The 12,643-nt window shown below is 59.7% G+C and carries 10 protein-coding genes and 3 pseudogenes; 11 read left to right on the plus strand and 2 right to left on the minus strand.

Going from position 1 to position 12,643, the window contains the following annotated elements; translation table 11 throughout:
- The first annotated feature begins 6 nt into the window (after positions 1 to 6).
- From RX330_RS11415 to RX330_RS11460, 10 genes and pseudogenes are all read left to right on the plus strand, one after another.
- A complete protein-coding gene (locus tag RX330_RS11415; protein ID WP_317243070.1) occupies positions 7 to 1,095 on the plus strand; it encodes an ABC transporter ATP-binding protein in 1,089 nt (362 codons plus the stop codon).
- A 59-nt stretch (positions 1,096 to 1,154) separates the two neighbouring features.
- On the plus strand, positions 1,155 to 2,204 hold the full coding sequence (locus tag RX330_RS11420) for an extracellular solute-binding protein (RefSeq protein WP_317243071.1): 1,050 nt from the start codon (positions 1,155 to 1,157) through the stop codon (positions 2,202 to 2,204).
- Between the two features lie 498 nt (positions 2,205 to 2,702).
- Positions 2,703 to 2,855, plus strand: a pseudogene (locus RX330_RS11425) (amidase); the annotation flags it as partial.
- Between the two features lie 699 nt (positions 2,856 to 3,554).
- A complete protein-coding gene (gene tnpA / locus RX330_RS11430) occupies positions 3,555 to 3,977 on the plus strand; it encodes an IS66-like element accessory protein TnpA (protein WP_317243072.1) in 423 nt (140 codons plus the stop codon).
- Positions 3,974 to 4,327 (plus strand): IS66 family insertion sequence element accessory protein TnpB, encoded by a 354-nt coding sequence (gene tnpB, locus RX330_RS11435; protein WP_061876445.1) that lies wholly within the window; start codon positions 3,974 to 3,976, stop codon positions 4,325 to 4,327. The genes tnpA (RX330_RS11430) and tnpB overlap by 4 nt, the downstream gene beginning before the upstream one ends.
- A 69-nt stretch (positions 4,328 to 4,396) precedes the next feature.
- Positions 4,397 to 5,986, plus strand: a complete 1,590-nt coding sequence (tnpC, locus tag RX330_RS11440; RefSeq protein WP_317243073.1) for an IS66 family transposase — start codon at positions 4,397 to 4,399, stop codon at positions 5,984 to 5,986.
- A 22-nt stretch (positions 5,987 to 6,008) separates the two neighbouring features.
- Positions 6,009 to 6,431 carry an IS66-like element accessory protein TnpA gene (tnpA, locus tag RX330_RS11445; protein WP_317243074.1) on the plus strand — a complete coding sequence of 141 codons (423 nt, stop codon included), beginning with the start codon at positions 6,009 to 6,011 and terminating at the stop codon, positions 6,429 to 6,431.
- A gap of 207 nt (positions 6,432 to 6,638) precedes the next feature.
- Positions 6,639 to 7,877 carry a tyrosine-type recombinase/integrase gene (locus tag RX330_RS11450; protein WP_317243075.1) on the plus strand — a complete coding sequence of 413 codons (1,239 nt, stop codon included), beginning with the start codon at positions 6,639 to 6,641 and terminating at the stop codon, positions 7,875 to 7,877.
- A complete protein-coding gene (locus tag RX330_RS11455) occupies positions 7,877 to 8,791 on the plus strand; it encodes a tyrosine-type recombinase/integrase (protein WP_317243076.1) in 915 nt (304 codons plus the stop codon). Before RX330_RS11450 ends, RX330_RS11455 begins: the two co-directional genes overlap by 1 nt.
- Positions 8,788 to 9,799 (plus strand): annotated as a pseudogene (locus tag RX330_RS11460) (tyrosine-type recombinase/integrase). The gene RX330_RS11455 and the pseudogene RX330_RS11460 overlap by 4 nt, the downstream one beginning before the upstream one ends.
- Before the next feature lie 129 nt (positions 9,800 to 9,928).
- On the opposite strand, the gene tnpA (RX330_RS11465) reads toward RX330_RS11460, so the two are convergent.
- Positions 9,929 to 10,360, minus strand: coding sequence for an IS66-like element accessory protein TnpA (gene tnpA, locus RX330_RS11465; protein ID WP_317243077.1), 432 nt, complete (start codon positions 10,358 to 10,360; stop codon positions 9,929 to 9,931).
- Between the two features lie 371 nt (positions 10,361 to 10,731).
- Between tnpA (RX330_RS11465) and RX330_RS35755 the strand changes: the two are divergent.
- Positions 10,732 to 10,879, plus strand: a pseudogene (locus tag RX330_RS35755) (transposase domain-containing protein); the annotation flags it as partial.
- Positions 10,880 to 11,056: 177 nt separating this feature from the next.
- Here the strand turns inward: RX330_RS35755 and RX330_RS11475 are convergent.
- Positions 11,057 to 11,818: a CmcI family methyltransferase gene (locus RX330_RS11475; protein WP_317243078.1), complete on the minus strand. Its 762-nt coding sequence runs from the start codon at positions 11,816 to 11,818 to the stop codon at positions 11,057 to 11,059.
- Positions 11,819 to 12,643 lie beyond the last annotated feature (825 nt).

Below are 12,643 nucleotides of genomic sequence, written 5' to 3' on the forward strand. Positions count from 1 at the left end.
AGTAACATGCAAATACTTGCTCAAGATGCACTTGCGCCCGAGCTGCAATGCGAACCCGTTGTTTCCTTTCGAAATATCAGGAAGGATTACGGCGCAATCACGATTGTACCCGACTTTTCGCTTGAAATCCGCCGTGGCGAGTTGGTCTGTCTTCTCGGCCCGTCCGGGTGCGGCAAGACGACGAGCCTACGGATGCTGGCTGGGTTTGTCTCGCCAACGAGCGGAGATATCCTGATCGACGGCCGAAGTGTGACGCACGTTCCGGCGTATAGGCGCGACGTTGGCATTGTCTTCCAAAACTATGCACTTTTTCCACATATGACTGTGGCCAAAAACGTGGAGTATGGGCTGGTGAATATCGGCATGAAGAAGCAGGAACGGCTGAGCCGCGTTCAGGACATGCTCCGCCGGGTGGAGCTGCAGCATCTCGCCGGCCGCTACCCGCGTGAGCTTTCCGGAGGTCAGCAGCAACGCGTCGCGCTTGCCCGGGCACTCGCCCTTCAGCCGAAGGTTCTCCTGCTAGACGAACCCTTCTCCAATCTAGATGCGCAGCTTCGCGTTCGTCTTCGCGAGGATCTCCACAACCTCATCCGTAGCCTTGAAACGACTACTCTTTTTGTAACCCACGATCAGGACGAGGCGCTCACACTAGCCGACCGTATCGTCGTCATGAACAAGGGCGCAGTGGAGCAGATCGGTAGCCCAGAGGAGATTTACGATGCTCCAGCCACGCGATTCGTGGCTGAGTTCATCGGACAATGCTCTCTGTTGGATGGACAGATCCTCGAAGGAGGCGAATTCAAAGCCGATGATGGATTGTGTTTGCTGACCTCGGGCCACGCCGGAAAGGCCACCGCCGTCATTCGGCCCGAGAATGTCAAGAAGGCGCATGAGTTGCCTCGGCAAACGGCTCATCGCGCGACGATCGAGGCGAGTGACTATCATGGCTCCCTTACCCGGCTCCAGCTTCGCCTGGACGGATGCAAACTGATCATGGATACCCAATTTCCCGTCGGTCAAAAGCCAAAGCCCGGCGAGCAGATCGACGTATCCATTGATCCAGCAGGCGTCCGATTTGTGCCCCGAGTCCAATGATCCAGAGCGCCAACTTGCGAAGTGCAGCCAAGTTTTGAAGAACCGTTTAGGAGGGGATTATGAAAAGACGCGACTTTCTTGTACTCGGTGCTGCCTCTGCTTTGGCGACCGTTGCATCGCCAGCCGTCTACGCTCAGCAAAAGAAATTTGCCGGTGTTACGCTTCGAATCAATGGCTACGGAGGAACGTACGACAAAGCCCTGATCGAGGGCGTTGCGAAACCTCTCGAAGACAGCACCGGGCTCAAGATCGAATATATCCCCTCGAGCCCTAGCGTTGACTTAGCCAAGCTTATTTCCAACAAAGCCAACCCCCACATTGATCTCTTTATGGCGGATAGCCCGCTCATGCCTCAAGCAATTGCGGGAGATGTTTTGGAGAGCTTTGGCCCGCCCGATGCCCCCAATCTTTCGCGTGTCCTACCCGGTTTTCGTGAGTTCGGCGACTATGGCGCGCCATTTAGCGTTGCTTCGATCGTGCCCGTTTACAACGCTAATACCGTTAAGCCTCCGCTCACGGGTTTCTCCGATATCGCTCGGCCCGACTTGAAGGGGAAGGTTTCAACGATGCCGGCCAACGGCTATACCGGCTGGATGGTCTTGCTTGCTCTGGCCGAAGGCAATGGCGGATCATTGGCAAACATGGATCCAGCCTTCAAAATCATCGCCGCAGCAAAGGATAACATCATCGCGACACCACCTAGCTCCGTCACGCAACTGCAGGCCTTTACACAGGGGGAGGCGCAGGCCGGTACATTGTGGGATGGTCGGGCGTACGAGGCGCGGAAATCGGGAACGCCGTTGGAAACGGTTGTCGCGCGAGAGGGCATCTACGCCGTCACCTCGTATACGAACATCGTGCGGGGTGGGCGCAATAAAGAGGCTGCCTTGGCCTACATCAATCAGCTCCTTTCCGATCAAGGCATGCTGTCCGTGCCGAAAGCGCTCCGCTACGGACCAACCACTGATGTGGCTCTAGGCGATCTCGCAGCTGACATCCTTATTAATTCTGCCGAACGGGCGGCATTGAAGCGGCCGATTGATTGGAAAGCTTTGATGCAGCAGGGCACGGCTCTCGGCGAGAGGATGACGAAGGAGCTACGAGGATAGTACTTGCGAAACATTGCCATCGCTCCCGCATCTGCGCATGCCTTCAACAGGTTGCCGTTGTAGCGAGCGGAACGAAGAGCGATATTGTTATCGGCGCATCCACAAGGGTTGCGGAGGACGCTGCTAGCCGAACGCCATCGCAGAATGACGCTGCTTTCTTGCCGGGAAGGGTTGTGCCAACAGGCACAAGTCAGCAGCGGGCGCTTTGGCTTGTTTCTGCACGGAGTCCTTCTCGACGAAACTGTGGTCTCGCGGCGACTGCGCTCGATCGTACAGCACGGCTGCGCGGATTTATGAATGGGCACACACAGAATTGCTTTAAGCTCAGAAGTCGCACTGAACGCAAAGGTGTTCTTGCGCCTTCGGAGGATGGTCTGCCCACCACCGGTCTGGATTTCGGTTTCCTAGTCGCCGCGCCGACCGCAGCCGCACAGTGTTGGTCTTCATTGGAGTGCCATCGGGCGTAAGCAGGCGAATAGAGAGCACAGGGGTTCTGAAGTGGAGCAGATAATCCGGGATACGGCCTGCGGCGACGTTCACAAATTGACGAGCGGTGACGTATCGCCGCTCGAGCTCTTGGGCGTGCTAGAAGAACGGATTGCGGTTGTTGACGGTAAGCTAAACGCACTCCCAATCTTGTGTTTTGATCGCGGCGCGCAAGTCACGCCGTGTGAAACTGAGTAGAAGAAGCCGTTGACCTCGAGGTGATAATCGAGCGAGACACGGGCCAGGAGCCATTCCGCGAACTGATAGTCGGCGTTTAGCAATGGCCCCAGGACCGGCCTCTCGACAGTCGAACTATTGTCAGCGGCTGACGCCGATCCGGCGCATGAGGGGGCGTTTGATGTGCTCCACCACGGCTGTGATTGCCGCGTTCGCCCTCGGCCAGAGAGAAGAAGGTCTGCCGGCGAAGCCTCCCGAAGATTTAGGCCTGAGCAAACGCACTCCGGCTTCCACTTTTGCCTCATCCGGGGCTTTCTTGGCCAAACCGGAAGAATGCCAACGCCGCAATGGGACGCCATCATCCCGTAGCTGCGATTGATTCAGCGTCATGGAACGAAGCCGGGTGCATGCCGGACTTCAGATTGTCAGGGACGACGAGGCGGGGCACCCCGCCAAAGAACCGAACCATCCGGACATGGGCCTCGATCCAGTCCGGAAGTGTCTGCGTCCAGCGTAAGCGTGGTGCTGAGGCCCTTCAGATTGTTTGTGCGCAGTCTTGTGAGCGCCGCTAGAAGAGTCATCTTCTGCAAGGGTGCTCACAATGGACGTAAGCGCTTAGCCGGAACCCTTGCTTCGGGATCTGGATAGCTGTGCGAAGAAGCCTCCGGCTTTGGACGGAGGTTTTGGATGGGATTGGACAGCAAAAAGGACGTCCATTTGGACGGCCCATCGGCTGGGTCGGTTAGCCGGCTGGAAGTTCTTGAAGGACCGTCGGGGCGCCGCGTGCGTTCGGAAGCTGAGAGAGCTCGGATTGTCGCCGAGAGTCTGTTGCCCGGTGCCCAGGTGTCCGAGGTCGCGCGCAAGCATGGAGCGACGCGCTGGCAGATCTACGATTGGCGACGGCGGTTTCGCCAGCGAGGCATGTTGCCGCCGTGCGAGGCATCCCCGCCGACATTTGCGCCGCTGGTCGTGGAACGTGCTTTGGAAGAGCTTCCTGCTCCGGCGCTCAAGCTTGAGATCGCGATCGGTGACGTCGTGCTGCGGACAGATACAGGCATTGATGGTGAGCAGCTGTCCCGGGTGATCCGTGCGGTGCGAGCGTCACGATGATCGCAGCCGGTGCTGATCTGAAGATTTACATCGCGACGCGGCCGATCGACTTCCGCTGTGGCCATGATGGGCTTGCGGCGAAGGTGCAGGAGATGCTTCGTCTCGACCCGTTCAGCGGCGCAGCCTTCGTGTTCCGATCGAAACGAGCGGACCGGATCAAGATTTTGGTCTGGGATCGAACGGGCCTGGTGTTGGTGCACAAGCGTCTCGAAGGTTGCAAGTTCGTTTGGCCAACGATCGCAGACGGCGTGATGCGGATATCGCCGGCGATGTTCGCGGCCCTGTTCGAGGGGCTGGATTGGAGGTTGGTCCGCCCGGAAGAAGCGCGGCGTCCTCAGGCGGCTGGATAACTGCGGCAGAATGACTCGGAAGCAATTTTGAACGTGGCGCGCGCTGCGGCGATGTGCTCGAAATAGTGCATGAGCATCGCGGCGCTGCGCGACGAAAATGAACAACTGAAAGCGCTTTTGGCGCAAACGCAGGCGGCCTTGAGCGAGCATCAGGGGGCGCTGGCGGCGTCGGAGGAAGCGCGGCGTCGGCTGGAGGTCATCCTTGGCGAATTGCGGCGCGACAGGTTCGGCGCGAAATCCGAGAAGCTGCGGCCAGATCAGTATCACTTGCCGTTGGAAGACGTGGAGATCGCGCAAGGCATCCTGGACGCGGCGCAGGAGAGAGCCGAGGCTGTGATCAAGGGCCGATCGCGGCGCGTGCCGGATCAAGGTTCTCATCGCAATCGCGGCTGCTTGCCTGCCCATTTGCCGCGCGTGGAACGGATCATCGAGCCTGCAAGCACGCTCTGCCCGTGCGGTTGCGGCGCCATGACGAAGATCGGCGAGGACGTCAGCAAGCGCCTCGACGTGATCCCGGCGCAATGGCGCGTGCTGGTCACGCGCCGGCCGAAATACATCTGTCGTCGCTGCTCGGGCCCCGTCGTGCAGGCGCACGCACCAGAGCACGTCGTGCCCGGCGGACTGCCGACCGAAGCGGCCATCGCGCACGTGATCGTCTCCAAGTTCGGCGACCACACGCCGTTTTATCGTCAGGCCGAGATCTATGCGCGCCAGGGCATCCGGCTTGATCGGGCGACGCTGGGCAACTGGTCTGGCCGCGCCTGCTTCCACCTTCAGCCTATCGCGGACCACATGCGCCACCACCTAGCCATGGCGGATCGGTTGTTCATGGATGAGACCAGGGCGCCGGTACTCGATCCGGGGCGCGGCCAAACGAAAAAGGGCTACTTCTGGGCGATCGCCTCAGACGACCGTGGCCACAGCGGTCCAAGTCCACCGATCGTGTTGTTCAGATATGCCCCCGGTCGCAGCGGTGCCTTCGCGCAGCAGTTCCTGGACGGCTTCGGCGGGATCTTCCTGCAATGCGACGCCTATGACGGTTATGACCGGCTGACCGAAGTTGCTCGACCGCAAGGGCCATGGACACTCGTGCATTGCTGGAGCCATTTGCGCCGGCGCTTCGTCAAATTGGTGCGCAACAGCAAGTCACCGATCGCCGAGGCTGCCGTTCGGCACATCGCGCAGCTTTACGCCATCGAAGCCATGGTGCGCGGCTCATCGCCGGACATCCGGCTGGCCGCGCGCAAGGAGCACTCGCTGCCCATGGTAGCCGCGCTGAAGTCGTGGTTCGAGAAACAGTTGTCGATGATCTCCAGCGGATCGACGCTCGCCGAGGATATCCGCTATGCGCTCAATCATTGGGAGGGGCTGACGCGCTTCCTCGAAGACGGACGTCTCGAGCTCGACACCAACCCGGTCGAGAACGCCATCCGGCCAGTCTGCTTGACCAGGAAAAACGCTCTCTTCGCCGGACATGAAATCGGGGCCGAAAACTGGGCCTTGCTGGCATCGATCGTCGCCACCTGCAAACTCAACGACGTCAATCCGGCCAGCTACATCGCCGAAACACTCGAAGCGATCATCGATGGCCATCCTCTTAGCAGGATCGAAGATCTCATGCCCTGGCGATTCCGCAAAACGTCAAGCCAGCATCAATAGGGTGACGGCTGAGCGCTTACCAATGGACGACCATTCGGACGACATAAGACGACCGCTGTCTCCGCGTATCGAAGTGTATGCTGGAGTAGGCCGAAAGCAGTGGCCGGATGATTTGAAGGCCCAGATAGTCGCGGAAAGCCTCGAGCCAGGCGCGATTGTAACAGATATCGCGCGTCGCCATGGCTGCCGGCCCCAGCAGGTGCATGACTGGCGGCGCCGGGCGCGTTCAGGTCAACTGGTGCTGCCGGCTTCGGCGGATACAGTAACATTCGTGCCTTTGGTGTCGGAAACGTCGCCATCGGCGGCTGCCGCGCCGTCCGGATCGTCGGAAGCTGCCGCCGTTACGGTTGAGTTCCTGGGGGCCCGGGCGGAGGTGCGGGGAACGCCTGGGCTTGCCGTGCTGAGTGATGTGTTTGTGGCGTTGCGCCGGACACGTTCATGCTGACGGCTCCCGCTGGCCCCATGATTTACGTTGCAACCCGACCTGTAGACTTTAGGAATTATGTGGAGCCCACGATTATGCTGAGTGCGCGGCCGTTCGATCCGAGACCCGCTTCGTTATCAACAGTTTAGTTCCTGGTGCCCTCTTCCTCACTCCGCATAATCTGAGGCCTCCCTTCCTGCCTTGATGGCAACGAAAGGGAGACAACGAATGGCCGAGTCGAGTGAGAGTCACCGCCACGGGCAGCGCTGCATGGACGCGGGCGATCTCGCCCCGCTGGTGACGGAGTTCGCACGACACCTGACGGGGTTGGGGCATGCGAGCTTGACGGTGAGCGGCTATGACGCCGCAGCCCGTCACCTCGCGCAATGGCTGACGCTGGCCAAGATCGCAGTCGCCGACATCGATGATGGTGTCACCGATCGGTTCGCTCGGCATCGCTGTCGATGCCCCGGCATCCGTCGCGAGAAGGGCGTGTCCGAGAAGTACGTGAGGCGGGTGCGCCGGTTCGTCGAGTTTCTCGGCGAGCGCGGGATCGTCCAGCGCAAGCCGAAGCTCGCATCACCGACGCTCGACCGGCGGGTGGTCGAGTTCCAGGACTGGCTGCGACAGCATCGCGGCGTCACAGAGCTGACAATAGATCGACACGGTCGCATGGTCATGCGGCTGCTCCCGGCGCTTGGCATCAGGCCGCGAAATTGGAATGCCCAGCTCATTCGCAACGTGATCATTGCAGAGACGAAACGGGTCTCGCTCGCCTATGTGAAGACGATGACAATGGCGCTTAGAGGATTTTTGCGGTTCCTCAGCGCGCGGGGGTTGTGCCGAGCGGGACTCGATCAGGCCGTGCCAATCATTCCGCAGTGGCGCCTGTCGTCGCTGCCGCGATACATCGGCTCGTCAGATGTCGAGGTGTTGATTGCAACGTGCGATCAGACCACGGCGACTGGCGTGCGTGATCGGGCGATCCTGCTGCTGTCGGCGCGACTGGGTTTGCGGGCCGGCGACATTCTTTCTCTTCGTCTCACCGATATTGATTGGCAACAAGCGACGCTGTCGGTTCGCGGCAAGGGGCGCCGGGAAACAAGATTACCATTGCCGCAAGACGCCGGTGATGCCGTGCTTGCTTATCTGGATCAAGCCCGGCCGCACGTCGTCGATGGTCGAATCTTCTTCATGTCGAATGCACCAATCCGGCCACTGACAAGGTCGAGTGCAGTCTCTGACGTTGTGCGTTGTGCAATACGAAAGGCCGGCATCACCACTCCGTCGAATGGGGCCAACCTGCTTCGACACTCGGCCGCGACGGCCATGCTGCGAGGCGGCGCGACGCTCGACACGGTTGGTGCCGTGCTGCGCCACCGTTCGCCGGACATGACCGCGCACTATGCCAAAGTCGACGTGACGATGCTGCTGCAGATCGCGCGGCCCTGGCCGGGAGATGCGTGATGCTGAGTCACCATCTTGCCAAATATGTGGACCAGCAGCAGTCGCTGGGGTTCAAGTTCCGCGTCCAGCAAATCCTGCTGAGGGGCTACGTCGGCTTCGTCGAAGAGCACGGCGACCGGCACATCAGAAGTGCCCGGGTCCTGGCATGGGCCGCACGTGCGCCGTCACCGGAGCAGCGCCGCAACAGGTTGCTTACCGTGCGGCGGTTCGCGCTGGCGATGCACGCCGAGAATCCGCGCCATCAGGTTCCGGCGGCGGATGCACTCGGCCACGCCGTCGTCAAGCGGCGATCGCCGTATATCTATAGTGCGGACGAGATCGCACGATTGCTTCGCGCTGCGGCGGCACTCCGGCCGGCGGGCTCGATCAGACCGATCATGTACACAACGCTCTTCGGCCTGCTCACCGCTACCGGCATGCGGATCGCAGAAGCATTGGCGCTGCAGATCGACGATGTGACTGCCGATGGGCTCGTCGTCCGGCAGACCAAGTTCCAGAAGAGCCGGCTGTTGCCGCTTCACGCAACAGCTCGGCTGGCGCTCGACAGATATCTGGTCGCCCGGCGGTCGCTGACCACCACAGATCGCGCTCTCTTCGTATCGGTTGCTGGGCAGTCGCTGCCCTACAACACCGTGCGACGCATCTTCCTGCAGCTCCTCGATAGAACCAATCTCAGGGGCGCGTACTCGGGGCGAGATCCGCGCATCCACGATCTGCGCCACACCTTCGCGGTCCGCTCGCTGGAGCAGTGCCGCCACGATCGTGCTGCGGTCGCCTGCCATATCGTGGCGCTCAGCACCTACCTCGGCCACGCCCACGTGACCGACACCTATTGGTACTTGCAGGCGACACCGGTCCTGATGGGCCAGATCGCCGAGGCCGGCGAGGCATTGCTGATTGGAGGCGCCGCATGACCGCGCTCGCCCCCTATCTGAGCAGCTTCCTGCGCGAGCACCTGCCCAAAGAACGCCGGGCGAGCCAACATACCTGCGAGGCTTACGCGCAGAGCTTCCAGCTGTTGCTCCAATTTGCTGCCGGCCGGCTCAAGCTCAAGCCATCGAAGATCGAGATCGAACGGCTCGACGCGCCGCTGATCTTGGCATTCCTGGAGCATCTAGAGAAGCAGCGCGGCAACTCGGCGCGAACCCGCAATGCTCGGCTCGCTGCGATAAACTCGTTCTTCCGTTATCTGGAATACAGGGTGCCATCCAGCCTCGACCAATCACGTCGGATCCATGCGATCCCGATGAAGAAGACCGATCAGGCGCTCGTCGGCTATCTCACCCGTGACGAGCTGCAGGCTCTGTTAGACGCGCCAGACGCGAGCACCCCGTCCGGCATCCGTGATCGAGCCATGCTGCATCTGGCCTTCCGCAGGCATGCGCGTGTCGGAGCTGGTCGGTCTCCGGCTCGATCAGATCGACCGCCAGACCATGTCCAGCGTGCACATCATGGGCAAGGGCCGACGTGAACGTGTCTTGCCGCTCTGGAAGGAGACGGCCGCAGCTGTGAAGGCTTGGCTTAAAGCGCGCCCAGTCAGCGGCGCTCCTGAGTTGTTCTGCAACGCCCGTGCACAGGCGATGACCCGCTCAGGCTTTGAATACATCCTGAGCAAGCATGTCGCCACCGCCGCTCGCAGAGCACCGTCGATCGCCGGCAAAAGCGTCAGTCCGCACGTGCTGCGCCATACCTGCGCCATGCATACGCTTCAGGCGACCCGGGACGTCCGGAAAGTCTCGCTATGGCTCGGACACGCCAGCCTGCAAAGCACTGAGGTCTACCTTCGCGCCGATCCGACGGAGAAGCTCGAAGCGCTCGCCGCCATGACGCCGCCGATGCTGTCGCCCGGCCGCTTCCGGGCGCCCGACAAGCTCCTGGCCATGCTGAGCGCGGCCGGACGCAAGCGGAATTATGCGGAGTGAGACATACGAGAAAACCGCGGCGGGCAGCAACTTCCCGCCGCGCACTCAGCATAATCGTGGGCTCCACATAATTGCGGAAGTCGACCGGCTTGGTTGCCACCATCACCCGGACATTGCCGGACGGGCCGATCATCGGCTTGCCTTCAGCGCATGGACGATGGCCGCAATCAGCGCCACGTCCGCGCCTCGGCCGACCCGGATAGTGACGCCTTTGGCTTCGATCTCGATGCCCCCGACACCCGGCTTGGCCTTACGTCGCGCTGTCTTGCGCTCACGGCCAACAGCCGCGGCCGGTACCATGGCCTCTACCACCGCCGGTACAAACGGCGGATCGTCAGCCATCGACGTCGGCAACCGGCGTGCTTGCCGGCGCCAGGTGAACACTTGTTGTGGGGCAAGCCCGTGTTGCCGGGCAACATCGGAAACGACGGCGCCTGGCACCAGCGTCTCCCCGACGATCCGCGCCTTGTCGTCCTTGGATAACCAACGACGGCGTCCCGTCTCCGTGATCACTTCCAGCCGGCGCGCCGTCGCGTCCGACTTAAGCGTATGGTCAAGCATAGACACAAGCCGATCCCTTCAAAGAGATCGTGAAACTCGCCTATCCAATGTGCGCCGCGAGAAGGTGGGAGCAGAACGACGCTTACCCTGAAAGACTAACCCAAACGAAAACGCCGACTCCAGGCTCCGGCCGGCTTCAAATCGGAATCATCGCTTTCCAGGCGGACAAGAGCAGGGGGCTCGATCCTGATCATCCACTTCGACAATCGGCAGGTCGACATGCCGGTTGATCGCATCCCGGAAGCCCCCGCCTGACTATGTTAACTTCGCGCGGAGCAACCAGCTCCTTGATGCGGGCAACATGGCCGACGCGCTCGGCTCGCCGGCTTCAAGTCGGAATACCGCGCCGGGAACAAATCGGAATCCGCAGCTCCGATGAAGGCGGCCGCCGTGCGGCGGCGATCTACACCCTCATCGGCACAGCGAAACTCGACGATATCGATCCACAGCCTTGGCTCGCCGACGTGGCCCCCTCCCGGATCATCCGCAAGGCGCGTCGGCAAACTCCTGCCTTGGAACTGGTGGCCTCAATTGTCGCTCACGCGGGTGAGCGTAGTTAGCTATTGTCCAAAGGGACGGACAAAGGGCCCTCGCCGGGTGAGTACCGTACGACGGCATCAATCCAGCTAACACCGCATCATACCATCAACGGTGAACACGGCGATGTTCCAGACCGGCACCTTTGCCAACCTGGGATTACGACTTTCGAAGCCATGCATTTGGAGCACAAGTAAGATTGCTCCCAAACGCATCGGTATAGTAAGTATCGATCAAAAATCCTGATTGCTCCACCAATTGTAAGCCGTCAATGATCTCTTTATCCGCATTCAGAGGATTGTCTTCAATTACATAGTAATCGCCTGAAATCAGGAAGCGGTCTAGGTGAGAAAATATCGAAAATATTTGCACGTGCGCGTCGTCGATCACAAGCCATGGATGAGGTAGCCTCATCAGCAGCTTTTCATCGAAATTCGCGACGTCGGCAAGGTCAACCTGATGAAAGGTAAGAAGCGGATGTTTTGCATTTTCATGGATACATTTGTTGTTCAAATCAAACGAATGAACTTCACCTGAATCTTCGCAGAGCACCGACATATGATCAGCGAACCACAATCCACTGCCGCCTTGAAGTGAACCGAGCTCTAAAATTGTCCTCGGCTGAAGCTCCCAGATAAGCCTCGTATACAGAGCCAGATCAAAAGGGGTCTTGACATTCATTAGCCCTTTATACGTCAGCGCCAAGGCCCCGAGCTTTGTGGAGCGGTTGGGAAACAGTTTTGGATGAAGAGACGATTTCCATCCTCTTGCCGATGGTTTTACGAAGCGGTCCGAAGAGGTAGTATCGACAACGCTACATAGTTCCATTGCCCAACCAAGGTTTCCCTCTGACCCTAGTTGGTCGGGGTAGTTCTCGTGGACGGTCTTCGAAAAAGTTTCGTATCCGGAAGCGAGTTTCATAGGTCCATCTCCATACTGTTTGTCGCTCAGGCGCTGCTCGATGTGCATAGACCCCGTTGACTTGCTTGAGCAGCTACCAAATCAAGTAGAGCAAGTCGAATGAACCCAACTTGCTCCGAACATGATTCACGCGGTGCGTGGGAAATGACTTCATTGTACTTTATCGCGAGGCTCCCAGGCAGATTGGAACACGCTGTCGATCGACCGATGAAGGCGCTGGTCCATCGATGAGAAGAGCCAAATCCAGGCACTCGACCGCGCGCAACCGGGTTTGCCCCTAAAAAGGGCGGCACCGGCAGATAACCTGTAATTAGAAGCGCAACGGCGTCACAACACTCTGCGCCGCGCTCGATGTGGCGGACGCTATCTTCATCTGCGAATGGCTGGCGCGCCATCGGCCTGAGCGAGTTCCTGCCCTTTCTGAAAACCATTGACCGCGAGATGCCTGAGAAAGAGTGAAGGCGTCCCGTTGGCTGAAAATCTCGAACAGTCAATCCGGGCGTGGATTGCCCAAGACGAGGCATCTATATCGAATTGCAAGAGCGACAGCTATGAGCCTTCAGCTCAACACAACAGATCAGAACTGTTTCATGATTAGGCCCGGACTGATCAATTGTGGGGAGCTATCTGGCTCTTCCCTGACGGTAATTTATTGAAGGCCAGCTCCTCGGACCGGACCGGTGCGATGTTATCTCCCGCAAGCGGCGGCAAGCGGGTCTGCCACTGTTGAGTAACGTCCTGCGGCCCTTGAACGTTGCTTGATTCCAATACCCGTTTCCTCATACATCCAGTCTTATATTCCTCACCAGAGTAGGTAGGTTTCGA

This window comes from Bradyrhizobium sp. NDS-1 (genome assembly GCF_032918005.1).
Classification (GTDB): domain Bacteria; phylum Pseudomonadota; class Alphaproteobacteria; order Rhizobiales; family Xanthobacteraceae; genus Bradyrhizobium; species Bradyrhizobium tunisiense.